Origin of the sequence: Intrasporangium sp. DVR, from assembly GCF_040365325.1 — a bacterium.
In the GTDB taxonomy this organism is placed as follows: Bacteria; Actinomycetota; Actinomycetes; order Actinomycetales; family Dermatophilaceae; genus Intrasporangium.
In genome coordinates, this window is the sequence record NZ_BAABZW010000001.1 from 437,729 (window position 1) to 461,415 (window position 23,687).

General features: G+C 70.0%; 20 protein-coding genes. 13 read left to right on the top strand and 7 right to left on the bottom strand.

The window, feature by feature from the left end; all coding sequences use genetic code 11:
- Positions 1-81: 81 nt before the first annotated feature.
- The 4 genes from atpA (at position 82) to ABWV20_RS02090 (ending at position 5,831) form a co-directional block, all read left to right on the top strand.
- Positions 82-1,713 carry a F0F1 ATP synthase subunit alpha gene (gene atpA / locus ABWV20_RS02075; protein ID WP_353353080.1) on the top strand — a complete coding sequence of 544 codons (1,632 nt, stop codon included), beginning with the start codon at positions 82-84 and terminating at the stop codon, positions 1,711-1,713.
- A 196-nt stretch (positions 1,714-1,909) separates the two neighbouring features.
- Positions 1,910-2,851: a F0F1 ATP synthase subunit gamma gene (locus ABWV20_RS02080; RefSeq protein WP_353353081.1), complete on the top strand. Its 942-nt coding sequence runs from the start codon at positions 1,910-1,912 to the stop codon at positions 2,849-2,851.
- 29 nt (positions 2,852-2,880) lie between these two features.
- Positions 2,881-4,350 (top strand): F0F1 ATP synthase subunit beta, encoded by a 1,470-nt coding sequence (atpD, locus tag ABWV20_RS02085; RefSeq protein WP_353353082.1) that lies wholly within the window; start codon positions 2,881-2,883, stop codon positions 4,348-4,350.
- An 89-nt stretch (positions 4,351-4,439) separates the two neighbouring features.
- Positions 4,440-5,831: an NAD(P)/FAD-dependent oxidoreductase gene (locus tag ABWV20_RS02090; RefSeq protein WP_353353083.1), complete on the top strand. Its 1,392-nt coding sequence runs from the start codon at positions 4,440-4,442 to the stop codon at positions 5,829-5,831.
- A 185-nt stretch (positions 5,832-6,016) separates the two neighbouring features.
- Here ABWV20_RS02090 and ABWV20_RS02095 read toward each other — a convergent pair whose 3' ends face one another.
- On the bottom strand, positions 6,017-6,457 hold the full coding sequence (locus ABWV20_RS02095) for a DUF6918 family protein (protein WP_353353084.1): 441 nt from the start codon (positions 6,455-6,457) through the stop codon (positions 6,017-6,019).
- A gap of 179 nt (positions 6,458-6,636) precedes the next feature.
- Here ABWV20_RS02095 and ABWV20_RS02100 point away from each other — a divergent pair, with 179 nt between their 5' ends.
- Together ABWV20_RS02100 and ABWV20_RS02105 are read left to right on the top strand one after the other, a co-directional pair.
- Positions 6,637-6,921 (top strand): F0F1 ATP synthase subunit epsilon, encoded by a 285-nt coding sequence (locus ABWV20_RS02100; protein ID WP_353353085.1) that lies wholly within the window; start codon positions 6,637-6,639, stop codon positions 6,919-6,921.
- A 9-nt stretch (positions 6,922-6,930) separates the two neighbouring features.
- The gene (locus ABWV20_RS02105) at positions 6,931-7,368 is read left to right on the top strand and encodes a DUF2550 domain-containing protein (protein ID WP_353353086.1); all 438 of its coding nucleotides are present in this window, start codon (positions 6,931-6,933) and stop codon (positions 7,366-7,368) included.
- 44 nt (positions 7,369-7,412) lie between these two features.
- Here ABWV20_RS02105 and ABWV20_RS02110 read toward each other — a convergent pair whose 3' ends face one another.
- The gene (locus ABWV20_RS02110; RefSeq protein WP_353353087.1) at positions 7,413-8,042 is read right to left on the bottom strand and encodes a cob(I)yrinic acid a,c-diamide adenosyltransferase; all 630 of its coding nucleotides are present in this window, start codon (positions 8,040-8,042) and stop codon (positions 7,413-7,415) included.
- A gap of 73 nt (positions 8,043-8,115) precedes the next feature.
- Between ABWV20_RS02110 and murA the strand changes: the two genes are divergently transcribed.
- From murA to ABWV20_RS02135, 5 genes are all read left to right on the top strand, one after another.
- A complete protein-coding gene (gene murA / locus ABWV20_RS02115) occupies positions 8,116-9,405 on the top strand; it encodes a UDP-N-acetylglucosamine 1-carboxyvinyltransferase (protein WP_353353088.1) in 1,290 nt (429 codons plus the stop codon).
- Between the two features lie 157 nt (positions 9,406-9,562).
- Positions 9,563-9,949, top strand: a complete 387-nt coding sequence (locus ABWV20_RS02120; RefSeq protein ID WP_353353089.1) for an STAS domain-containing protein — start codon at positions 9,563-9,565, stop codon at positions 9,947-9,949.
- Positions 9,950-9,990: 41 nt separating this feature from the next.
- A complete protein-coding gene (locus ABWV20_RS02125; RefSeq protein WP_502901741.1) occupies positions 9,991-12,078 on the top strand; it encodes an ethylmalonyl-CoA mutase in 2,088 nt (695 codons plus the stop codon).
- A 72-nt stretch (positions 12,079-12,150) separates the two neighbouring features.
- Positions 12,151-12,498 carry a hypothetical protein gene (locus tag ABWV20_RS02130; RefSeq protein ID WP_353353090.1) on the top strand — a complete coding sequence of 116 codons (348 nt, stop codon included), beginning with the start codon at positions 12,151-12,153 and terminating at the stop codon, positions 12,496-12,498.
- Positions 12,499-12,549: 51 nt separating this feature from the next.
- Positions 12,550-13,320: a DUF554 domain-containing protein gene (locus ABWV20_RS02135; protein WP_353353091.1), complete on the top strand. Its 771-nt coding sequence runs from the start codon at positions 12,550-12,552 to the stop codon at positions 13,318-13,320.
- Positions 13,321-13,451: 131 nt separating this feature from the next.
- Here the strand turns inward: ABWV20_RS02135 and nucS are convergent, their stop codons facing one another.
- On the bottom strand, positions 13,452-14,147 hold the full coding sequence (nucS, locus tag ABWV20_RS02140; RefSeq protein WP_353353092.1) for an endonuclease NucS: 696 nt from the start codon (positions 14,145-14,147) through the stop codon (positions 13,452-13,454).
- Positions 14,148-14,253: 106 nt separating this feature from the next.
- Here nucS and ABWV20_RS02145 point away from each other — a divergent pair, with 106 nt between their 5' ends.
- Positions 14,254-16,032 carry a 3-hydroxyacyl-CoA dehydrogenase family protein gene (locus ABWV20_RS02145; RefSeq protein ID WP_353353093.1) on the top strand — a complete coding sequence of 593 codons (1,779 nt, stop codon included), beginning with the start codon at positions 14,254-14,256 and terminating at the stop codon, positions 16,030-16,032.
- 110 nt (positions 16,033-16,142) lie between these two features.
- Complete coding sequence (locus ABWV20_RS02150; RefSeq protein WP_353353094.1) at positions 16,143-16,451, top strand: Rv1322 family protein; 309 nt, start codon at positions 16,143-16,145, stop codon at positions 16,449-16,451.
- Between the two features lie 98 nt (positions 16,452-16,549).
- On the opposite strand, the gene ABWV20_RS02155 is transcribed toward ABWV20_RS02150, so the two are convergent.
- The 4 genes from ABWV20_RS02155 to ABWV20_RS02170 form a co-directional block, all read right to left on the bottom strand.
- Complete coding sequence (locus ABWV20_RS02155; protein ID WP_353353095.1) at positions 16,550-17,644, bottom strand: calcium:cation antiporter; 1,095 nt, start codon at positions 17,642-17,644, stop codon at positions 16,550-16,552.
- Positions 17,645-17,694: 50 nt separating this feature from the next.
- A complete protein-coding gene (locus ABWV20_RS02160) occupies positions 17,695-18,978 on the bottom strand; it encodes an AI-2E family transporter (RefSeq protein ID WP_353353096.1) in 1,284 nt (427 codons plus the stop codon).
- Positions 18,979-19,069: 91 nt separating this feature from the next.
- Positions 19,070-20,407, bottom strand: a complete 1,338-nt coding sequence (ccrA, locus tag ABWV20_RS02165; RefSeq protein WP_353353098.1) for a crotonyl-CoA carboxylase/reductase — start codon at positions 20,405-20,407, stop codon at positions 19,070-19,072.
- 366 nt (positions 20,408-20,773) lie between these two features.
- On the bottom strand, positions 20,774-23,686 hold the full coding sequence (locus tag ABWV20_RS02170; RefSeq protein WP_353353099.1) for an FtsX-like permease family protein: 2,913 nt from the start codon (positions 23,684-23,686) through the stop codon (positions 20,774-20,776).
- Between the last annotated feature and the right edge of the window lies 1 nt (position 23,687).

The following is a 23,687-nucleotide window of genomic DNA, read 5'->3' on the forward strand; positions in this document are numbered from 1 at the left end:
GCGTGACAGCCACAGAAACCACCCAGCTTTGGAACACCACCGACTCGCTGACTGCGGGTCGAAACGAGGAGAAGATCTGACATGACGGAGCTTTCGATCCGTCCGGAGGAGATCCGGGAAGCGCTGGACTCGTTCGTCCAGTCCTACGAGCCCGGCGCGGCCTCCCGCGAAGAGGTCGGCCGCGTCACCGACGCCGGTGACGGTATTGCTCACGTCGAGGGTCTGCCCTCGGCCATGACCAACGAGCTGCTGCTGTTCGAGGACGGCACGCGCGGGCTCGCCCTCAACCTGGACGTCCACGACATCGGCGTCGTCATCCTCGGTGACTTCGCCGGGATCGAGGAGGGCCAGACGGTCAAGCGGACCGGCGAGGTCCTCTCGGTGCCGGTCGGCGACGACTTCCTCGGCCGCGTCATCGACCCGCTCGGCAACCCCATCGACGGGCTCGGCGAGATCGCCTCCGAAGAGCGCCGTGCGCTCGAGCTCCAGGCCCCGACCGTCGTCCAGCGCAAGTCGGTGCACGAGCCGCTCCAGACCGGGATCAAGGCCATCGACTCGATGACCCCGATCGGCCGTGGCCAGCGACAGCTCATCATCGGCGACCGCCAGACCGGCAAGACGACCGTCGCCGTCGACACGATCATCAACCAGAAGCGCAACTGGGAGTCCGGCGACCCCGACCAGCAGGTCCGCTGCATCTACGTCGGCATCGGCCAGAAGGGCTCGACCATCGCAGCGGTCCGGGCCACCCTCGAGGAGGCCGGCGCGCTCGAGTACACGACGATCGTCGCCGCCCCCGCCTCCGACGCGGCCGGCTTCAAGTACCTCGCGCCCTACACCGGCTCGGCCATCGGCCAGCACTGGATGTACCAGGGCAAGCACGTCCTCATCGTCTTCGACGACCTCTCCAAGCAGGCCGAGGCCTACCGCGCCGTGTCGCTGCTGCTCCGCCGGCCGCCGGGCCGCGAGGCCTACCCCGGCGACGTCTTCTACCTGCACTCGCGGCTCCTCGAGCGCTGCGCGAAGCTGTCCGACGACCTCGGTCACGGCTCGATGACCGGCCTGCCGATCATCGAGACCAAGGCAGGCGACGTGTCGGCCTACATCCCGACCAACGTCATCTCGATCACCGACGGCCAGATCTACCTGCAGGCCGACCTCTTCAACGCCAACGTCCGTCCCGCCATCGACGTGGGTGTGTCGGTGTCCCGAGTCGGTGGCGCCGCGCAGATCAAGGCGATGAAGGATGTCGCCGGCCGTCTCAAGCTCGACCTCGCGCAGTTCCGGGCCATGGAGGCCTTCGCCATGTTCGCCTCCGACCTCGACCCCGCCTCGCGAGCCCAGCTCGCCCGCGGTGCCCGCCTCGTCGAGCTGCTCAAGCAGCCCCAGAGCAGCCCGTACCCGGTCGAGGAGCAGGTCGTCTCGATCTGGTCCGGAACCACCGGCCGGCTCGACGACATCGCCGTCGAGGACGTGCGCGGCTTCGAGGCCGAGCTGCTCGAGACGCTGCGGCGCGACGGGTCGATCCTCCAGACGATCCGCGAGACGAAGAAGCTCGACGCCGACACCGTGAACGCGCTCGAGAAGGTCGTCGACGACGTGAAGTTCACCTTCAAGGGCACCGGGCGTGAGGGCCTCGAGGCAGGTCACGAGGAGTTCGACGAGCTCGAGTCCGACGAGATCACCCAGGCCCAGATCGTCAAGAGCAAGTAACTCCACGGGGGCTCACGGCCCTGACGGGCCGGTGCCCCCGTGATCCCCCGGGAGCCCGCGTCGCCGGGCTCCTCGGGGGGAGGGTGCCGGGGTCACCTCTGACACACGAGCCAGCCCAGCGGCATACGGAAACCTGGGCCTGCCGGCCCCACGAACTGAACGTCCACAGCTTTCACGACCAAGAGAGGCGGAGCACATGGGAGCGCAGATGCGGATCTACCGCCAGCGCATCAAGTCCGTCCAGTCCATCAAGAAGATCACCAACGCGATGGAGCTGATCGCGGCCGCGCGCGTCGTCAAGGCCCGGCAGCGGGCCGTCGAGGCGATGCCGTACACGACCGCACTGACGCGTGCCGTCTCCGCCGTGGCGAGCCACACCAACGAGGACCACCCGCTGACGACGGCGAAGGAGACCGTCCAGCGGGCCGGCGTCGTCATCATCACCTCGGACCGGGGCCTCGCCGGGTCCTACTCCGCGTCGGCGCTCAAGGAGGCGGCCGAGCTCGTCGCCCGGCTGCAGAGCGAGGGCAAGGAGGTCGTGCCCTACCTCGTCGGTCGCAAGGCCGTGGCCTACTACAAGTTCCGCAAGCGGCCGTTCGCCGCGGAGTGGAGCGGCTTCACCGACGCCCCGCGCTTCGAGCACGCGAGCGAGATCGCCGACCGGATCACGGCCGACTTCCTCAAGGAGACCGAGGACGGCGGCAACGACGAGATCCACGTCGTCTACACCCGGTTCCGCTCGATGGTGCGGCAGGACCCGCACGTGCTGCGACTCCTGCCCCTCGAGGTCGTCGAGGCCGACGCCGCCGAGAGCGACACGGGCCTGGACTTCTCGGTCCAGACCTACGAGGAGGGACAGCTCGTCCCGCAGTACGAGTTCGAGCCCAGCGCCGACCAGGTGCTCGACCTGCTCCTGCCGAAGTACGTCCGCAACCGGATCTTCACCTGCCTGCTCAGCTCGGCGGCCTCGGAGCTCGCCGCCCGCCAGCGCGCGATGAAGTCCGCGACGGACAACGCCGGCGAGCTCATCAAGAAGTACGAGCGCCTCGCCAACCAGGCCCGCCAGGCCGGCATCACCCAGGAAATCAGCGAGATCGTGGGCGGCGCCAACGCCCTCGCCGACTCGAAGAAGAAGTAACCCGTACTAGGTAATAAGGAAGATCCACCATGACTGCAACTGTCAGTGACAACGTGGGGGCGGCCGGTCAGGGGCCCAGTGCGGGCGGCATCGGACGCATCTCTCGCATCATCGGCCCGGTCGTCGACGTCGAGTTCCCGAGCGACGCGATGCCCGAGCAGTACAACCTGCTCACCACCCAGGTCGCGCTGGGCGGCGACACGAAGAACATCAACCTCGAGGTCGCCCAGCACATCGGCGACAACATGGTGCGGGCCATCTCGCTCCAGCCGACCGACGGCCTCGTCCGCGGCACGGCCGTGCAGGACACGGGCGGTCCGATCACCGTCCCCGTCGGCGACGTCACCCTCGGCCACGTGTTCAACACCACCGGCGAGTGCATGAACCTCGCCGAGGGCGAGACCCTCGAGGTCACCGAGCGCTGGGGGATCCACCGCAAGGCCCCCGCCTTCGACCAGCTCGAGTCCAAGACCCAGATGTTCGAGACGGGCATCAAGGTCATCGACCTGCTCACCCCGTACGTCCAGGGTGGCAAGATCGGCCTCTTCGGTGGCGCCGGTGTCGGCAAGACCGTCCTCATCCAAGAGATGATCGCCCGGGTCGCGCGCGACCACGGTGGTGTCTCGGTGTTCGCCGGTGTCGGCGAGCGCACCCGTGAGGGCAACGACCTCATGGTCGAGATGGAGGAGGCCGGCGTCCTCGGCCAGACCGCCCTCGTCTTCGGCCAGATGGACGAGCCGCCGGGCACGCGCCTGCGCGTCGCGCTGTCGGCACTGACCATGGCGGAGTACTTCCGCGACGTCCAGAAGCAGGACGTGCTCCTCTTCATCGACAACATCTTCCGCTTCACCCAAGCGGGCTCGGAGGTCTCCACCCTGCTCGGCCGGATGCCCTCCGCCGTGGGCTACCAGCCCACGCTCGCCGACGAGATGGGCGTGCTGCAGGAGCGGATCACCTCGACGCGTGGCCACTCGATCACCTCGATGCAGGCGATCTACGTGCCGGCGGACGACTACACCGACCCGGCTCCGGCGACGACGTTCGCGCACCTCGACGCGACGACCGAGCTCTCGCGTGACATCGCGTCGATGGGTATCTACCCGGCCGTGGACCCGCTGACCTCGACGTCGCGGATCCTCGACCCGCGCTACGTCTCCGCCGAGCACTACAGCACCGCGGTGCGGATCCGCTCGATCCTCCAGCGCAACAAGGAGCTGCAGGACATCATCGCGATCCTCGGCATCGACGAGCTCTCGGAGGAGGACAAGATCCTCGTCAACCGGGCTCGCCGGATCCAGCGCTTCCTGTCGCAGAACACCTACGTCGCCAAGCAGTTCACCGGCATCGAGGGTTCGACCGTCCCGCTGGCGGACACGATCGAGGCCTTCACGAAGATCGCCGACGGCGAGTACGACCACGTCGCCGAGCAGGCCTTCTTCATGTGTGGTGGCCTCGACGACGTCGAGCGCCAGTGGGCGGAGATCCAGAAGAACCTCTGAGCCCTCGCCCCGCCCTCGGGCGGTGAGCACCGGTTCGGACCGTCAGGCCGGCACCTCGTGGTGCCGGCCTGACGCCGTAGAGTGACCGGATGAGGGCGAGCAACTCTTCCGGCCGTCATCGGGTGGTCGTCGTGGGGTCGGGTTTCGGGGGGCTCTTCGCGACCCAGCGGCTCAAGCGGGCGGATGTCGCGGTCAGCCTGATCGCCCGGACCACCCACCACCTCTTCCAGCCGCTGCTCTACCAGGTGGCGACCGGCATCCTCTCCGAGGGCGAGATCGCCCCGTCGACGCGCGAGGTGCTCGCCCGGCAGCGCAACGCCGAGGTGCTGCTCGGCGAGGTCACCGCGATCGACCTCGCCGCCCGCACCGTGACCCACGAGTACGTCGGGCGGGCCACGGTGACGCCGTACGACTCGCTCGTCGTGGCCGCTGGAGCCGGGCAGTCGTACTTCGGCAACGACCAGTTCGCCCGCCACGCCCCGGGCATGAAGTCGATCGACGACGCCCTCGAGCTGCGCGGTCGTATCTTCGGCTCCTTCGAGCTGGCGGAGCTCGCCTCGACCCCCGCCGAGATCGAGCGGCTCATGACGTTCGTCGTCGTCGGGGCCGGCCCCACCGGCGTGGAGATGGCGGGCCAGATCGCCGAGCTGGCGCACCGCACCCTCAGCCGTGACTTCCGTCGGATCAACCCGCGCGACGCCCGGATCATCCTGCTCGACGCGGCACCGCAGATCCTCGGTTCGTTCGGCGAGAAGCTCGGCGGCAGGGCGCGGCGCCGGCTCGAGCAGATGGGCGTCGAGGTGCGCCTCGGGGCGAAGGTCGTCGATGTTGACCTCACCGGCATCGAGGTCGAGCACACCGACGGGAGTCGCGATCGGATCGAGTCGGTGTGCAAGGTCTGGGCAGCGGGCGTCAGCGCGTCACCGCTCGCCGCGCACCTCGCGGAGCAGACCGGCGCCGGCGTCGACCGCGCAGGTCGGATCGAGGTGCTACCGGACCTGACCCTACCGGGCCATCCGGAGGTGTTCGTCGTCGGCGACATGATGGCGCTCGACAGCCTTCCCGGCGTGGCGCAGGTCGCGATCCAGGGTGGACGCTACGCGGCCGACCAGATCGTTCGACGCCTCGCGGGGGAGCCGCCGAAGGAGCCGTTCCGCTACGTCGACAAGGGGTCGATGGCGACGATCTCGCGGTTCTCGGCGGTCGCGTCGATCGGCAAGGCGCGGTTCAGCGGGTTCCTCGCCTGGCTGCTGTGGCTGGGTGTGCACCTGCTCTACATCATCGGGTTCAAGCACCGCATCACGACGCTGCTCCACTGGGCGATCAGCTTCGTCGGTCGCGGTCGCGCCGAGCGCGTCGTCACGCAGCAGCAGGTCTTCGCCCGGACGGCGATCGAGGACCTCGGCGACCGGTTCCGCCCGGAGCTTCCGCGCGTGCCGGGGGACCGCCCGCAGGACCGGTCCCGGCCGCCGGCCGACTGACGACCCCGTATGCCGCTGGGCTCGCTCCCGCTCGGCGGTGACCGGTCGCAGGGGCCGAGTCCACAACCACCGCAACACACCCGCGTACCGCGTGACACACCGGCCTGGATCCGGGTGTGTCGCACGGTACGCGGGTGTGTTGCGCCTGGGTGAGGTCAGCGGCATACGGCCACTGAGCCGCGCGGTCAGCTCTGGACGAGGCGCTCCACCGTGGCGCCGAGGCGCGGGAGGGCCGCCACGACCTGCTCCTTGGCCTTGCTCCGCATCGCGCCGTAGACCTTCTTGGCGGCGGTGTGCGACGTCGCCTCGGCCTTGGCGTCGGTGACGGCGAGGAGCGCGTTCGCAGCCTCCTCGGACCGAGCCTGGAGGTACGCCGCGAACGGCGCGGCGCCCTTGCTGGCCCACAGGGGATCGAGGGCCGCGGCGAACTGCGGAAGGAGACGGTCGGTCGCGCTGGGGACGAAGTCGCCCCCCAGCTTCTTCGCGGCGGCGTAGCCGGCCTTGACGGCCGTCCCGCCGATGCCCGACTTGTCGGCGACCTCGGCGTCGATCACCTGGGTCAGGGCGGACACGGCCGCCGGGCGGCGGGTCTCGTCGAGGAGGGCATCGGACACAGCAGTGCTCACTGAAAGGCTCCTTGGAGTGGTGGAGGTGATGGAGGGAACTCGCGACGTCGTCGGCAGGACCGGCCCCGGGACGGGGTCCGGCCCGTCTCGGGTGTGATCCCGGACGCCTGACGTCGCGTACGGAGCATCCTTCCAGAGGCACTAAACTTCTCAGCACACCCCACGATCCGGAGGAACACGTGAGTTCACTCAAGGTTGAGATGGTTGCTGCCGACCGCAAGGTCTGGGAGGGCGAGGCCAACTTCGTGCGCGCTCGCTCGATTGCGGGAGAGCTCGGCATCCTGCCCGGCCACACACCCCTGCTCGGCGTTCTCGTCGAGGGCGACGTCACCATCGAGGCCTCGGACGGCAGCCGGTCAACGGTGACGGTCGACGGTGGGTTCCTGTCGGTCGACTCCGACGTCGTCACCATCGTCGCCGAGCACGTCGACGCCTCGTCGATGCAGACCACCACCACGAACTGAGGTCCGCCCGTGCCGTCCGTTCTCGTTTCCACCGAGATCGTGATCGGCACGCTCCTCGTCATCGCGCTGTTCGTCCTCGGGGCGACCTATCTCCGGCGTCGCTACATCGCCAAGGGCCAGCCGCTGACGCTCTGCGGCTTCCGCTCCGGCGGGGCCCAGCGCTGGCACCTCGGCCTCATGCGCCTGGCCGACAACGCCCTCGAGTGGTACACGCTCGGGGGCGTTTCGCTGCGTCCCAAGCGTCGCTGGCAGCGGCAGACCCTGCTGCTCGAGGCTCCTCGCGTGCTGGCGCCCGATGATGCGCTCGCCCTGCTCCCCGACGCCTACGGCGTCGCGTGCACGGACCGGGTCGACAGCTTCGAGCTCGCGCTGCAGGGTCCGGACTACACGGCCGTGCGGTCGTGGCAGGAGGCCGCGCCGCCGGGCTACAACGTCAACGTCGCCTGACCCACGACGTCACGTCGCTGACCCACGACGGGGTTCGCCGACGGTCAGCCCCGACGCTTGGAGGGCTTCTCGACCCGCCCGCCGCCGGGCTGCCACAGGATGTCGCCGCCGATGGGCAGGTTGGCCACCCGGGCGAGGATGAAGAGCAGGTCAGAGAGTCGGTTGAGGTACGTGGCCGTGAGGATGTTGACCCCGCCGTGGCCACGCTCGGTGCCGGGCTGCTCGCCGTGCGTCTCGATCGCGGCCCACGCGGCGCGCTCGGCCCGCCGCACGATCGTCGTGGCGAGGTGCAGGTGCGCGGAGCCGGGTGTCCCGCCCGGGAGGATGAACGAACGGAGCTTCTCCAGTCGGGCCAGGTAGTGGTCGCAGTCGCGCTCGAGGTCGTCGATCCACGGCTGGTCGACACGCAGGGGCGGGTACTCGTAGCTCTCCTGGAGCGGCGTGGCGAGATCGGCTCCGACGTCGAACATCTCGTTCTGGATCCGCAGGAGGGTGGCCTTGACGTCGTCGTCGAGGTCACCGCACGCGATGGCGATGCCGATCGCCGCGTTGGCCTCGTTGCTGTCGGCGTAGGCGTGCAGGCGGGCGTCGTTCTTGCTGGTCCGCGAGAAGTCGCCCAGACTCGTCGTCCCGTCGTCGCCGGTGCGGGTGTAGATCTTCGTCAGGTTGACCATGGGAGCACTCTCTCACTGACCGGCACTGACCCGTGGCCGGGGTCCACAGGGGCCGTATGGGTAGGGTCGCAGCGTGAGAGAGCGGTTCCGGGTCGTCGGCGGTGCACGTCTGGTGGGGGAGGTCGCCGTCGTCGGCGCGAAGAACAGCGCCCTCAAGCTGATGGCGGTCGCCCTGCTGGCGCAGGGACGCACCACCCTGACGAACATGCCTGCCATCGTCGACGTGCGCATCATGGCCGAGCTGCTCCGCCGACTGGGCGTCGTGGTCGACTATGACGCCGAGGCCGGGGTCGTCGTCATGGACGTCCCTGCGTCGCTCGGCCACCGGGCCGACTACGAGCTCGTCCGTGCCCTGCGCGCGTCGATCTCGGTGCTCGGCCCGCTCGTCGCCCGGATGGGAGAGGCCGACGTGGCCGTGCCCGGTGGTGACGCCATCGGCTCGCGGGGGCTGGACCTGCACGCGGCCGGCCTCGAGGCTCTGGGCGCGGAGGTCCACGTCGCGCACGGCTACCTCGTCGCCACCGCCCCGCACGGGCTCAGGGGAGCGGAGATCCGGCTGGAGTTCCCGAGCGTGGGCGCGACGGAGAACATCCTGATGGCCGCGGTGCTGGCCCGAGGTCGCACCATCATCGACAACGTCGCCCGCGAGCCGGAGATCGTCGACATCGCCGGGATGCTCGTCTCGATGGGCGCGCGGATCGACGGGGCCGGCAGCGGGCGGATCGTCGTCGAGGGAGTCGACGCGCTCCGCCCGACCGAGCACCGCGTCCTCCCGGACCGCATCGCCGCAGGCACCTGGGCGTTCGCGGCCGCGACGACGCGCGGTGACATCGAGGTCGTCGGTGGCGTGGCCGAGCACCTGGGCGTGCCCCTGCGGTGCCTCGCCGACGCCGGCTGCCACGTCGAGAGGACGGCCCGTGGCTTTCGGGTCGCGGTGCCGGACGAGGCCGCGCGACCGGCCGCCTTCGACGTGGCCACCTTGCCCTACCCTGGTTTCCCGACCGATCTGCAGCCGTTCGCCCTGGCCTACAACTCGGTCGCGGAGGGCAGCGCGATGGTGACCGAGAACCTCTTCGAGGCACGGTTCCGGACGGTCCAGGAGCTGGCCCGGCTCGGAGCCGACATGCAGGTCGACGGTCACCACGTGATGACACACGGCGTGCCCCTCCTGTCCGGCGCGCCGGTCGAGAGCAGTGACATCCGGTCCGGAGCGGCGCTCGTCGTGGCCGGCCTCGTCGCGGACGGCTACACCCTCGTCAGCGGCGTGCACCACATCGACCGGGGCTACCCGCGGTTCGAGGCGTCGCTGCGATCCCTCGGGGCGGACGTCAAGCGTGAGCCCGACGAGGACTGGTACGAGTAGTCCACATCCCGAGATACTCCGGATGTCTTGACGAGCGCTTGACGGTCTCTTGGTCTCCCGCAGGATTTCTTGACTCTTTGTTGACCTGGGCGGGCAACGTTTCGCCCGGCTGCGGCGTCATGATGAATGACGGCAGCAGCAGTTGAGAGGGGTCACGATGACGCTGAATGCCCACGCGAGGAAGAGGGCGCGTCTTCCGATTCAGGTGCTCGATGCGCCCGATGGGCATGACGTCATCATCGAGGGCCGACTGGACGTCCACACCGTCCCCGACATCCGTGACGCGATCCATGCCGTCATCGCCACCGGCGAGGGCGAGCTGCGCCTGCACCTGCGCGACGCCGAGATCGGCGACGCGACCGGCCTCGGCATCATCCTGCACCTCCACCGCCGCGCGACGCGGGCCCAGCGCCGACTCCTCCTCATCGACCCGAGTGAGCGGACGACCCGCCTGCTGCGCGGGTGTCGGCTCGACCGCATCCTCGCGTCCCGCTCCGGCTCGACGAGGGCGGTGTCGCCGACTGTGGCGCCTCTCACCGCCTGAGCGGGTCCCGGTCGGCGAAACCCGCAGGTACCTTCGGGTCCATGTCTGACGAGAGTGTTCCGCCCACCGCGGCCCGACCGACCCGTGAACGGCCCTGGGTCATGCGGACCTACGCCGGGCACTCCAGCGCCTCGGCGAGCAACGCGCTCTACCGTCGCAACCTGGCCAAGGGCCAGACCGGCCTCTCGGTCGCCTTCGACCTGCCCACGCAGACCGGCTACGACCCGGACCACGTCCTGGCCCGTGGTGAGGTGGGCAAGGTCGGCGTCCCGATCAGCCACATCGGCGACATGGAGGCGCTCTTCGACCAGATCCCGCTGCGCGAGATGAACACGTCGATGACGATCAACGCGACGGCGATGTGGCTCCTCGCGCTCTACCAGGTCGCCGCGGAGGACCAGGCCCAGGCCGCTGGCGAGTCACCGGCCGAGTGGGTGCACGCGCTGTCCGGGACGACCCAGAACGACATCATCAAGGAGTACCTCTCGCGGGGGACCTATGTGTTCCCGCCCGGGCCGTCGCTGCGCCTGATCACCGACATGATCGCCTACACGGTCCGCGAGATCCCGAAGTGGAACCCGATCAACATCTGCAGCTACCACCTGCAGGAAGCGGGCGCGACGCCGATCCAGGAGATCGCCTACTCGATGTCGACGGCAGTCGCCGTCCTCGATGCTGTCCGCGACTCCGGCCAGGTCCCCGAGGACGAGTTCTCCGACGTCGTCGCCCGTATCTCCTTCTTCGTCAACGCCGGCGTCAGGTTCGTCGAGGAGATGTGCAAGATGCGCGCCTTCGTCGAGCTGTGGGACCGGGTCACGCGCGACCGCTACGGCGTCACCGACGCCAAGGCACGTCGGTTCCGCTACGGCGTCCAGGTCAACAGCCTGGGTCTGACGGAGGCCCAGCCGGAGAACAACGTCCAGCGGATCATCCTCGAGATGCTCGCCGTGACGCTGTCGAAGGACGCCCGGGCCCGAGCCATCCAGCTGCCGGCCTGGAACGAGGCGCTCGGCCTGCCCCGACCGTGGGACCAGCAGTGGAGCCTGCGCATGCAGCAGGTTCTCGCCTTCGAGTCGGACCTGCTCGAGTACGACGACCTCTTCACCGGATCCCTCGTCGTGGAGCGCAAGGTGGCCGAGCTCGTCGAGGGCGCCAGTGCAGAGATGGCTCGGATCGAGGAGATGGGCGGCGCGGTCGCCGCCGTCGAGTCGGGTTACATGAAGTCCGCGCTCGTCGCGTCGCACGCCGAGCGGCGCCGCCGCATCGAGTCCGGCGAGGAGGTCATCGTCGGCCTCAACCGCTTCGAGACGACCGAGCCCAACCCCCTCACCGCCGACCTCGAGACGGCGATCCAGAGCGTCGACCCGACCGTCGAGAAGTCCGCCGTCGATGCCGTCCGGGCCTGGCGGGAGCGCCGGGACGCCGACCCCGTCCGCCGTGAGCGTGCCGTGGCTTCCCTGGAGCACCTCAGGGCCGACGCGGCTTCGGGCGTGAACCTCATGGCGGCCTCGCTCGAGTGCGCGCGGGCCGGGGTCACGACCGGGGAGTGGGCGGGGGCCCTGCGTGCGGAGTTCGGCGAGTACCGGGCGCCGACCGGAGTGAGTGGCTCCGTGGGAGTCGGGACCGCCGAGACCGGCGCGGGTGGCGGGCCCCTGGCCCAGGTCAGGGCGGCGGTCGCTCGGACGAGCGAGGAGCTCGGCGAGAAGCTGCGGATCCTGGTCGGCAAGCCCGGTCTCGACGGCCACAGCAACGGCGCCGAGCAGGTGGCGGTGCGCGCTCGCGACGCCGGCTTCGAGGTGATCTACCAGGGCATCCGCCTCACCCCGGAGCAGATCGTCGCCGCTGCGGTGGCCGAGGACGTCCACGTCGTCGGCCTGTCCATCCTCTCCGGGTCGCACATGGAGCTCGTCCCCGAGGTGATCCGCGGCCTGCGTGATGCCGGAGCCGGCGAGATCCCGGTCATCGTCGGTGGGATCATCCCCGAGTCGGATGCCGAGCAGCTTCGTGCCGCCGGCGTCGCGATGGTCTTCACCCCGAAGGACTTCGGGCTCAACGACATCATGGGCGAGATCGTCGGCGTCATCCGGGCCTCCCGAGGCCTGGCCCCGTTGGAGCCCGCTCAGACCTGAGGCCAGCGGCCGTCGGGCGGGCTTTCCGGGGTCCGGGACTCGGCGCGCCTCCGTCGGCATACAGTCAGGAGCATGAGCGACCTCCAGTGCGCGGCCCGCGTCATCGTCGTCACCCCCGTCGGGATGGGTGACGTGAAATGGCTCGCCTCCCAGCTCTACCGCGAGCGGGTCCAAGCGGTGTATGCCGCTGACGACGTTCCCGACACCGGCCCGGTCGAGACGTTGGCTGAGGACCTCGGCGTGCCGTGCCACAGCGGGCACGGTGACCTCGACGACGGGACGGACACCTTCGAGGAGATCGTCGACCGGCATCGGGGGGAGACGGTCGTCGTCGTCCGTGGGGGAGCGGCGACCGAGCCGGTGCTGATGCTCGTCGACGCCGATGGCACCAGCGTGCACAGCCTCGACGAGAACGTCTAGCGAGCGGGACGCCTCGTCGGGGGCAGCGGGCCGCACCCTACGCTGACCGGCATGGATGGTGGCTTCGCCGGGCTCGGCACCGTGGTCAACGTCATCGCCGTGCTGCTCGGCGCCACCTTGGGGATGGTGGCCGGGAACCGGTTGCCGGAGCGGGTCCGCCGCGTCGTCACGGACTGCCTCGGCCTCGTCACCCTGCTCGTGGCGGTCCTCTCAGCGCTCGATGTCACGTCGCCGGCCCTGGAGGAGACAGTGGGCTCCGGCGTGCCGGTGCTCATCGTGCTCGGCGGGCTGCTCATCGGCGGGATCGCGGGGGCCCTCCTGCGGATCGAGGAACGGCTCGAAGCGCTCGCCGGAGTCGTGCAGCGCTGGGTCCAGCACCGCGGCGCCAAGGGTGAGCACGACCACGCCGAGCGGGAGCGGTTCATCGAGGGCTGGCTGACGGCCTCCCTGCTCTTCTGCGTCGGTCCGCTCACCATCCTCGGCTCCCTGTCCGACGGACTGGGGCTCGGCATCGACCAGCTCGTGCTCAAGTCCGCGCTCGACTTCTTCGCCGCGATCGCCTTCGCGTCCACGTTCGGCGTCGGGGTGCTGCTGTCGGCGGTGTCGGTCGCCGTGGTCCAGGGCGGCCTGACGTTGCTCGGGGTGACCCTCGGGGCCGTGGTGCCCGAGGCCCACATCGCGGCGCTCACGGCCACCGGTGGCCTGCTCCTCGTCGGCATCGCCTTCCGGCTGCTCGGCGTCCGGCACATCCCCGTCGGCGACCTGCTGCCCGCCCTCTTGGTCGCGCCCCTGCTCGTCAGCCTGGTGGCTCAGTTCCGCTGACCTCCCCTTCAGTCGAGAGAGCACTTCGCGACACGTCCCGCGGGCCTCACCCGGCGGGAAGGTGTCGCGAAGTGCTCTCTCGATGGGCGAGTCCGGCTCTGATGGGTGAGTCCGGCTCTCTCGACGGGCGGTCAGAAGAGGCGGGACTCTGCGTCGTCGATCCCCCGGAGGGCGTCGTAGTCGAGCACGACGCAGCGGATACCGCGGTCCTCGGCAAGCGTGCGGGCCTGCGGCTTGATCACCTGGGCGGCGAACACGCCGGTCACCGGCGCGAGGAGCGGGTCGCGGTTCATCAGCTCGAGATAGCGCGTCAGCTGCTCGACCCCGTCGATCTCTCCGCGCCGCTTGATCTCCACGGCGACGCTCGCCCCGCTGTGGTCCTTGGCGAGGATGTCGACGGGTCCGATCGCCGTCATGTACTCGCGGCGGACCAGGGACCAGCCGTGCCCGAGGGTGTGGATGTGCTCCGCGAGGAGCTTCTGCAGGTGGGCCTCGACACCGTCCTTGACGAGCCCCGGGTCCACGCCGAGCTCGTGCGCCGAGTCGTGGAGCACCTCATGGATGTGCACGGTGAGCCGGTCCTCGGACTTGGCGTGCTGGACGCGCCACACTGCCACGACCCCATCGTCGGCCGGCAGGTCGGCCGGCGACAGCTCGACCATGCTGCACGGCGGCGACATCCAGTTGAGCGGCTTGTAGGAACCCCCGTCGCTGTGGACGAGGACGGACCCGTCGGCCTTGACCACGAGCAGGCGGGTGGCGAGGGGCAGGTGTGCGGTGAGCCGACCGTCATAGTCGACGCTGCAGCGGGCGATGACGAGGCGCACCGGCACACCCTAACGCGCGCGGGTCGGTGATCCGCGCCACCCGCGTGGGGAGCGTCACCCCGGGGACGGGTTTGAGCGGCATACGGCCTCTGGAAGACTCCACCCCATGGCTCGTGACTTCACCAAGGTTGGCGTGATCGGACTCGGCACCATGGGTGCCGGCATCGTCGAGGTCTTCGCACGCAACGGCATCGATGTCGTTGCGGTCGAGGTCAACGACGAGGCCGTCGAACGGGGACGGGAGCACCTGGAGAACTCAACGGGCCGCGCCGTCGCCCGCGGCAAGCTCTCGGATGAGGACCAGAGCGCGCTCATCGCGCGCGTGCAGTTCACCTCCGACATGGGCAACCTCGAGGACTGCCAGCTCGTCATCGAGGCGGTCCCGGAGCAGCTCGCACTGAAGAAGGAGATCTTCGCCAAGCTCGACCAGATCGTCGCCGAGGACGCGATCCTCGCCACGAACACCTCATCCCTGCCCGTCACCGAGATCGCCGTCGCCACGAGCAACCCCAAGCGGGTCGTCGGCATGCACTTCTTCAACCCGGCCCCGGTCATGCAGTTCGTCGAGGTCATCAAGACCGTCGTCACGGCCGACGACATCTTCGAGCGGGTCAAGGGCCTCGCCGAGCGGCTCGGGAAGAAGCCGGTCGTCGTGGGCGACAAGGCGGGGTTCATCGCCAACGCCCTGCTGTTCGGCTACCTCAACCACGCGGTGTCGATGTACGAGAGCAAGTACGCCACCCGGGAGGACATCGACGCGGCGATGAAGCTGGGCTGCGGCTACCCCATGGGGCCGCTCGCCCTGATGGACCTCATCGGCCTCGACACGGCCTACGAGATCCTCGACACGATGTACAAGCAGGGCCGCGACCGCCTGCACGCGCCGAGCCCGATCATCAAGCAGATGGTCAGCGCCGGCCTCAAGGGCCGCAAGACGGGCCGGGGCTTCTACACGTACGCGGCACCCGGCAGCTCCCAGGTCGTCGACGACGCCCAGACGCCCAAGCCCGAGGGTGAGCACGGCCTGCCCCTGCGGCCCATCTCGCGCGTCGGGGTCGTCGGCTCCGGCACCATGGCGACCGGCATCATCGAGGTCTTCGCCAAGGCCGGCTACGACGTCGTCTACGTCGCCCGCGCCGACTCCAAGGTGGAGGGCGTGCGCTCCGCCGTCACCAGGAGCCTCGAGAAGGCGGTGCAGCGCGGGAAGGCCACCGAGGAGGAGCGGGACGCGGCCCTCGGGAGGATCAGCGGCACCACGCGGCTCGACGACCTCTCCGACGTCGACATCGTCGTCGAAGCCGTCGTCGAGGACCTCGGTGTCAAGAAGGTCCTCTTCGAGAACCTCGACGAGATCTGCAAGCCCGGCGCGATCCTCGCCACGACGACGTCGTCGCTGCCGGTCATCGACTGCGCCTCGGCGACGACACGCCCGCAGGACGTCATCGGGATGCACTTCTTCAATCCCGCCCAGGTGATGAAGCTCGTCGAGGTGGTGCACACCGTCTCGACCGCCGACGACGTCGTCGCGACGCTCCAGGACTTGTGCCGCAAGGTGGGCAAGCACCCGGTGACGTGTGGCGACCGGGCCGGGTTCATCGTCAACGCGCTCCTCTTCCCCTACCTCAACGACGCGGTGAAGATGCTCGAGGCCAACTACTCGACGGCCGACGACATCGACACCGCGATGAAGACGGGCTGCTCGCTGCCGATGGGTCCCTTCGAGCTGCTCGACGTCGTGGGCCTCGACGTGTCCCTGGCCATCGAGCGTGAGCTCTACCTCGAGTTCCGTGAGCGGGGCTACGCACCGGCGCCGCTCCTCGAGCACCTCGTCACGGCGGGCTACCTCGGGCGCAAGACGGGCCGCGGCTTCCGTACGCACGCCTGACCCCGTAGCCGGGGCACATCCCCTCCGCAACACACCCGCTTGCCGTCTGCTGGGCCCGCCTGCAGCAGGGCAGAGCAGACGGCAAGCGGGTGTGTTGCGACAATGGGGGCATGCCCTCGCGACGACGACCGAGCAAGCACGCGCGCCCGCACGTGCCGCTCGACGTCGTGCGGATGCAGGGCGGCGCCACCCGGGAGGACAGCTACCGCGGCCTGCGGTGGACCGTCCGTGCGGTGAGCGGGGCCGCCGCGACCCGCGCCTACCTCTGTCCGGGGTGCCAGCAGGACATTCCGCCCGGGGTTCCGCACGTCGTCGTCTGGCCGGCGGAAGGGGTCGGCGGGCTCGGCGACCGCCGGCACTGGCACACCGGATGCTGGCAGCGCCGAGACGCCCGGCCGTCCGGCAGTGCCTACCGCTGACGCCCCAGCGGGCGCAGGGACCCGTCGTGCCGATCCTCGCGGACCCGGCCGCCCACGGAACCGGGCGCGGAGCGGGGGCGAGCCCAGCGGCATACGGCTCAGGGGTTGATGGCGAGGAAGAGGAAACCGGCGAAGAGGACCAGGTGCACGCTCGCCTGGAGCCGGGTGGCGCGTCCCGGCACGACGGTGAGGACACCGACGACGACGGTCAGCGCGAGCACGACCATCTGGGTGGCCCCCAGGCCGAGCTCCAGCGGCCCCTCGAGCCAGATCGACGCGACCGCGATGGCGGGAATCGTCAGGCCGATGCTCGCGATCGCCGACCCGAGGGCGAGGTTGAGGCTGGTCTGGACCCGCTCGCGCCGGGCGGCTCGGAGGGCAGCGAGGGTCTCCGGGGCGAGGACGAGCAGGGCGATGACGACGCCGACGAAGGACGGAGGGAAGCCAGCCGCCCGGACGGCCGACTCGATGGCCGGTGACTCGACCTTGGCCAGGCCCACGACGGCGCCGAGCGAGACGAGCAGCAACCCGAGGCTCGTCAGGGTCTGCCGTGACGTCGGTGGCGCCGCATGCTCGTCCTCGTCGACCAGCTCGCCTTCGTGCGTGACCGGCAGGAAGAAGTCCCGGTGCCGGACGGTCTGGGTGAAGATGAACACCGCGTAGAGCGCGAGCGAGGCCACGGCCGCGAAAGCGAGCTGCGGCCCGGTGAAGACCGGCCCCGGCTCACCGAGCGTGAAGCTCGGCAGGACGAGCGAGAGTGCGGCGAGGGTCGCGATGGTGGCGAGAGCTCCGCCGGTGCCCTCTGAGTTGAACCTCGAGAATCCGTGCCGCCGCGCCGCGACGAAGAGGGAGAGGCCGAGGATGCCGTTCGTCGTGATCATGACGGCCGCGAAGACCGTGTCGCGCGCGAGGGACGCGGACTTGTCGCCCCCGGATGACATCAGCGAGACGATGAGACCGACCTCGATGACCGTGACCGCCACGGCGAGGACGATCGAGCCGTACGGCTCGCCCACCCGGTGGGCCACGACCTCGGCGTGATGGACGGCGGCGAGCACCGCGGCGCCGAGGAGCAGGGCGACGAGGACCAACGCCACGACGTTGAGGTCCCGACCCCACGTCGCGACGAGCGCGAGCAGCGCGACGAGCGGGATCGTGGTCGTCCAGGGGAAGCGGCTGCGCAGATCGGCCATGCCGCATTCTCGCCGATGGCTGCGGTCGCCCCGACCTCAGCCCTCCGGCGCTAGTGGCGCAGCTGTCGGGGGACGAGCACTTCCTCGTAGATGAGCAAGGCGCCCGCGGCGAACGGGATGGCGAGGAGAGCGCCGAGGATCCCGAGGAGCGTCCCGCCCGCCAGCGCCGCCACCACGGTGAGTGCACCCGGCACCGCGACGGTCTGCTGCATGATCCGCGGCATGACGGCGTAGTTCTCGAGCTGCTGGTAGATGACGAAGTAGATGATGACGATGAGCGCCTTCTTCGGCTCGTCGAAGAACGCGACGAGCGTGACCACCGATGCTCCCAGCGTCGCACCGACCATCGGGATCAGGCCGAGGAGGCCGACGGCGACGGCGAGGACCGCAGCGAACCGCAGGTCGAGCAGGCTCATCATGATCCAGGCGAAGAACGCGTTGGTCGCTGCGACCGCGACCTGACCGATGGCGTACGAGCCGACCCGGCGCATGATCTCCTCGGCGAGGGAGATGAACCGCGGCCGGCGGCTCGCCGGCACGAGCGCATAGCCCGCCTGCTTGACCGACGGCAGCGACGCGAGGAAGTAGAGCGTCAGCACGAGCACGGTGAGGATGCTGAACACGCCCGACGCGATGATCCGCCCGGCGTCCAGCACCCCGCCGAAGACCCCCGCCCAGAGGTTGCCGTCGGCGATCCGGTGGTTGATCTCCTCCTGGATGCGCTGGACGATCTGGTAGCGGTGGTCGACGTCCTGGACCCAGGGGTTGCGCATCAGGTCGTCGAGCATCCGGGGAGCGTTCTCGGCGAGGTCGGTCCCCTGCGTGGCCACCGGCGGGACGACGACCATGCCGAGCAGCGTGAACACGCCGAGCAGACCGAGGAAGACGATCGTCACCGCGAGCCCGCGACGCATGTTCTGTCGGGTGAGCCCCTCGACGAGGGGGTTGAGCGCCAGGGTCAGGAAGAGCGAGACGACCAGGAGGGTGATCGTCGTGTCGAGGCGTCCGACCGCCTGCACGACCGCGTAGGCCGTGAGCACTCCGATCGCTCCGACGAACCCGACGTAGAAGGGGGACTGCCGGTTGAACGGCGTGCCCGCGCTGCCGTAGTCCCGGCCTCGCCGCGCGCGACCGCCCCTCGCCGCGTCCGGCCCCTGGCCGCCACCGAGCGGCAGGGTGTCGAACACGTCCTCCTGAGGGGTGTCGCTCGCTGCTGGCCCGTCGGGGCCCTCCGGTGGCGCGTCCGGCTCGGCCCCGTGCGGCTGGGCGCGCAGCAGTGCGATCCGCTCGCGCTGCGCACGCCGGTACTGCGTCCACCGTCGCCAGAAGGTCACGCCCGGAGCCTACGCGAGCGTCCTGACGGGGGAGGGGAGATGGTGGTGTGTCGTCCGGTGCCGACTCACCACCATCCCGGTCACGGCTCCGTCACTCCCCGCGGAAGCGGTTGATCTCCGCGGCGAACTGGGCCCGCTTGCCCGCGTTCGTCACCCCGAGGCCCTCCTCCGGCGAGAGGGTCAGCACGCCCACCTTGCCCTGGTGGGCATTGCGGTGGACGTCGAGGGCGGCCTGTCCGACCTCCTCGAGGCGGTACGTCTGCGAGAGGGTGGGGTGGATCAGCCCGCGGTTGATCAGCTCGTTGGCCTCCCACGCCTCGCGGTAGTTGGCGAAGTGTGACGAGACGATCCGCTTGAGGTTCATCCACAGGTACCGGTTGTCGTACTCGTGCATGTAGCCGGACGTCGAGGCGCAGGTGACGATCGTGCCGCCCTTTCGCGCCACGTAGACGCTGGCGCCGAACGTCTCACGGCCGGGGTGCTCGAAGACGATGTCGACGTCGTAGCCGCCGGTCAGCTCGCGGATCCGCTTGCCGAGGCGCTGCCACTCCTTGGGGTCCTGGGTCTGCTCGTCCTTCCAGAACCGGTAGTCCTCGGCGTTGCGGTCGATGATGAGGTCGGCGCCCATCGCACGGCAGATCTCGGCCTTCTCCGGCGAGGACACCACGCAGACCGGGGTCGCCCCGCCGGCGAGCGCCATCTGCGTCGCGTAGGAGCCGAGCCCGCCCGACGCGCCCCAGATGAGGACGCGGTCGCCGAGCTTCATGGCCGCGCCGTTCTTGGAGATGAGCTGGCGGTAGGCGGTGGAGTTGACGAGGCCGGGGGAGGCGGCCTCCTCCCAGGTGAGGTGGTCGGGCTTCGGCATCAGCTGGTTGGCCTTGACGATGGCCAGCTCGGCGAGGCCGCCGAAGTTCGTCTCGAAGCCCCAGATCCGCTGCTGCGGGTCGAGCATCGTGTCGTTGTGGCCGTCGGCGTCCTCGAGCTCGACGGACAGGCAGTGCGCGACGACCTCCTGTCCGGGCTTCCACTTGGCGACACCGGGGGCGACGCGGAGGACGACGCCGGCGAGGTCCGAACCGACGACGTGGTAGGGCAGGTCGTGGCGCTTGGCGTACGGGGACGTGCGGCCGTAGCGCTCGAGGAAGCCGAAGGTCGGCACGGGCTCGAAGATCGAGGTCCACACGGTGTTGTAGTTGATGGCGCTCGCCATGACGGCCACGAGGGCCTCGCCCGGCGCGAGCTCGGGGACGGGTACGTCGTCGATGTGAAGGGACTTGCGGGGGTCCTTGTCCTTGGTGGGGAGATCCTCGAACATCCCGATCTCGTCCTTGTGGACGGTCGCTCCCCGGTAGCTCTCGGGGATCTGGATGTTGCTGTAGGTCTCTTCGCTCCGGTCTCCGGAGAGGATGGCGTCGCGGATGGCCTGCATCTGAGGTCCTTTGGTCGCTGGCGTCATGGGATTACCCGAACGTAGTCATGTCTCATGTGAGGGGGAACCCCCTGAGATTCCCACCACAGGTGACCTGGGTCACGGATTTGGCGGAGTCACGCAGGCAGGTTTGGAGGTGCTCGGCGAGCCGATCGACAACGCTGCCGTATGCCGCTGAGCTCGCTCCCACAGGTCCGCGCGCTCCCGACCCTCCCGACCCAGGTCCCCACCACCTCGAGTGGCCCGCCTTCCACACCGGCACGGCCATGCGGACTCGTCCCAACTCGAGTGGCCCCGGTGTCCACAGCACGAACCTGTGGACACCGGGGCCACTCGAGTTTGGATGGAGGTCAGCGGAGGGGTGGGTCAGGTGAGGCGGCGGGTGACCGTGGGGTGGCGGCGGATCGAGACCCAGGCGACGGCAGCAGCCAGCAGCGGCACGACGACGACCGGAGCCAGCAGCTGGGCCCACGGGATGACGATGATCGGGTCGGTGAGGCCGTTCTGCCGGGCCTGCCAGCTGGTCACCGTGCTCGACCAGGCGACCGCGACGCCGGGGACGAGGCCCACGAGGACCCCGAGGACCATCCCGAGCAGGGCGAAGAGACCGGCCTGTGCTGCTGCAAGGCTGCGCCGGGTCAGGCGGGTGGCTCCGACCGCCGCGAGCGTGCCGGACATGGCCTGGCCCTCGGCCTGCGACAGGGCAGTGGCGATCAGCGTCGCGACGAGGATGATGAAGCCGACCACGCCCACGGCGATCGTGAAGACGAGCGCCGTCTCGGGACGGAAGCCACGCTCGACGTAGACGTCACTGTCGGGGGCGCCCTCCCCCAGAGCGGCTCGGATGGCGTCCTCGTCGGCGGCCGTCACCCCGCCCGGTGAGTCCAGTGCGATGCTGGAGAAGTTGAGCGGGAAACCGGTCTTCTTGGCGGTCTCGGGGGTCATGACGGCGCCGACATCCCGGTTGGGGAAGGCGGTGGCGAAGGCGGTGCGCGGGGCGTATGCGGCCGGCACGGACGCGAAGGGCGACACCTCACTGACCTCGGGGCCTCGGTCGGCCCAGGTGACGACGTAGCGCTCGAACGACACGGTGCCGTCGACGATGTCCACCTGAGCGTGGGGTGGGTTCGTCGTCCAGCCATCGCTCATCGGGACGACCTCTTCGGGAATGCCCTTGCCGTCGGCCGCAACGAGGCCCCCGGACTCGAGCACCTGGACCTGCTCGGGAGTCAGGGCGAGCCGCTGTGCGAGGAGCGCGGCGTCCGCGACGGCGATGGCGGAGAACTGTCCGTACGGCATCGTTCCGAGCGTCGCACACGTCGTCGTGGGCGGGAGCGGCTTGCCGTCGGCGCCCGTGGTGACTTCTGGGTCCATGCTGCCGGCGCCTGGTTTGCAGCCGCGCCGGGCGGCGTCGATGTGGACCTCGTTCTGGCCACCAACGGCGGTCATGGGGTCGAAGGGCGCCGCGGCCCGCCACATCGGGGTCGCACTGACGCCCGGCGCGGCGTCGCGGACCAACCGCAGGACGTGGTCCGTCGAGTGCTGGGTGGTGACCACGCCAGCCCCCGCAGCGGTGCTCGGAACGTAGAACCGTGCGTCGAGGGCGGTGCTGCTGGCGAAACCGACGAGGATGGTGCACAGGGCGGCGGCGCCAGCGAGGATCGCCGCGACGGTCGGGGTGGCCCGTCCTCGTTGACGTGCTGCTTCGCGGGTCGCCATGCGCACCGCGACCGGCGCGCGGCCCGTCAGGCGGGCGAGCCAGAGCAGCAGCAGCGGGACGATGAGAAGCGTTCCGAGGACCAGGGCAACCGAGCCGGCCGCCACGGTGTTGGGGCTGTCCCCTGTCGCACCCCACAGGGTGGCGGCCGCTCCGACGGCAGCGACGAACAGGCCGGCCGCCGGGACCCGCCGGCGCAGCCGCGGTGACACGTTCTGTCCGCGCAGGACCGCCACGATGTCGAGCCGCGCCAAGCCCTTGGCGGGAAGCAGCGCCGAGACGACGCTGCTGACCACCGCGGCCACCACGACGACGATGACGGCGAGCCATGGGATGTCGAACGGGCCGAAGAACTCCGCGGGACGGGCTCCGCGCAACCAGGTGACGACGGCCCAGGCGCCGGCGACGCCCAGGGCCAGCGACGCGAACGTCGCGCCGACCCCGAGCACGAGCGCCTGGCCGAGGACGGTCCGCCTGAGCTGCCTCCGTTCGGCACCGTTGCTGGCGGCGAGGGCAAGGGTGCGCCGCTGCCGGGCCGCGCTGACCGCGAAGGCCGGCCCGGCGAGCAGGCTCGTCAGCAGGAGCAGCCCGACCCCGGCGAGCGCGGCGACCCCGGCGAACTGGACGTCCTTGCGCTGCCTGAAGTCCGCGTCCTCGAGCCCGATGACTGGGGACAGGCTGCTCGGGTCCGTCACCACCGCGCGGCTGAGAACGAGGATGCCGTGCTGGTTGAGCCGCTTGACCTCGTCGGCCAGGACCGGCTCCGGGCGATCGAGGAGGTACTCAGGTCCAATGTTGTCGAAGACCTCCACCGTTGTCGGCAGGCCGATGATCTCGGCCCGGGCGACGTGGCCGTACCGCTGGACGAATCCCGATCCCGTCCCGACGACGGTCAGGTCGCGGACCTCGTGGTCGGCTCCCTCGATGCGCAGTCGCATCGTCCCGGACGAGGGGAGTCCTTGGTCGATTCCGGTCTTGGTGACGATCACCTCGTCCGGGGAGGCGGGCCAGCGGCCGGTCAGCAGGCGGACCCGCTCCCCGCCGGCTGTCCAGTTCGCGCCGTCGATACCGAGGTAGTCGACCCGGTGCACCCTGGACTCGAGCGAGACAATGGCGCTCGCGTTGGTCACGGCAGTGACGCGGCCACCGGTCAGCGCCGACAATGCGGCCGCCTCCGAGCCGGGCCCGAAGCCGGGGATCGGTTTCGCGGGCGCCTGCTCGTTGCCCATGCCCTCGAGATTCGCATCCTGGACGGCGACGGAGGCCCCCGGAACGTAGTACAGGGACGCCTGAGCTCCTCCGAGGGCGAAGGGCAGCCGCTCCTTCGCGTCGAGGTCGCTCGTCGCGTAGAGGACCGCGCCTCCGACGAGCGCGACCACGGGCAGGGCCACCATGAGCGCGATCAGGACACTGCGCCCCTTGTGGCGCCGCACGTCGCGGCGCGCCATCCGGAGGGCGACGCGCCACGACGACCGCCACTGGGCCCAGCGGCTGCCTTCGGGGTGGTCCGAATCCGTGCGGTCCGTGGTGGACGCCTCGCTCAGCGCCTCTGTCATCACCATG

Excerpts from the sequence above, each read along its gene's own strand:
- atpA (WP_353353080.1), top strand. The coding sequence starts at position 82 with ATGACGGAGCTTTCGATCCGTCCGGAGGAGATCCGGGAAGCGCTGGAC.
- ABWV20_RS02080 (WP_353353081.1), top strand. The coding sequence starts at position 1,910 with ATGGGAGCGCAGATGCGGATCTACCGCCAGCGCATCAAGTCCGTCCAG.
- atpD (WP_353353082.1), top strand. The coding sequence starts at position 2,881 with ATGACTGCAACTGTCAGTGACAACGTGGGGGCGGCCGGTCAGGGGCCC.
- ABWV20_RS02090 (WP_353353083.1), top strand. The coding sequence starts at position 4,440 with ATGAGGGCGAGCAACTCTTCCGGCCGTCATCGGGTGGTCGTCGTGGGG.
- ABWV20_RS02110 (WP_353353087.1), bottom strand. The coding sequence starts at position 8,042 with ATGGTCAACCTGACGAAGATCTACACCCGCACCGGCGACGACGGGACG.
- ABWV20_RS02120 (WP_353353089.1), top strand. The coding sequence starts at position 9,563 with ATGACGCTGAATGCCCACGCGAGGAAGAGGGCGCGTCTTCCGATTCAG.
- ABWV20_RS02125 (WP_502901741.1), top strand. The coding sequence starts at position 9,991 with ATGTCTGACGAGAGTGTTCCGCCCACCGCGGCCCGACCGACCCGTGAA.
- ABWV20_RS02130 (WP_353353090.1), top strand. The coding sequence starts at position 12,151 with ATGAGCGACCTCCAGTGCGCGGCCCGCGTCATCGTCGTCACCCCCGTC.
- ABWV20_RS02135 (WP_353353091.1), top strand. The coding sequence starts at position 12,550 with ATGGATGGTGGCTTCGCCGGGCTCGGCACCGTGGTCAACGTCATCGCC.
- ABWV20_RS02145 (WP_353353093.1), top strand. The coding sequence starts at position 14,254 with ATGGCTCGTGACTTCACCAAGGTTGGCGTGATCGGACTCGGCACCATG.
- ABWV20_RS02150 (WP_353353094.1), top strand. The coding sequence starts at position 16,143 with ATGCCCTCGCGACGACGACCGAGCAAGCACGCGCGCCCGCACGTGCCG.
- ABWV20_RS02155 (WP_353353095.1), bottom strand. The coding sequence starts at position 17,644 with ATGGCCGATCTGCGCAGCCGCTTCCCCTGGACGACCACGATCCCGCTC.
- ccrA (WP_353353098.1), bottom strand. The coding sequence starts at position 20,407 with ATGCAGGCCATCCGCGACGCCATCCTCTCCGGAGACCGGAGCGAAGAG.
- ABWV20_RS02170 (WP_353353099.1), bottom strand. The coding sequence starts at position 23,686 with ATGGTGATGACAGAGGCGCTGAGCGAGGCGTCCACCACGGACCGCACG.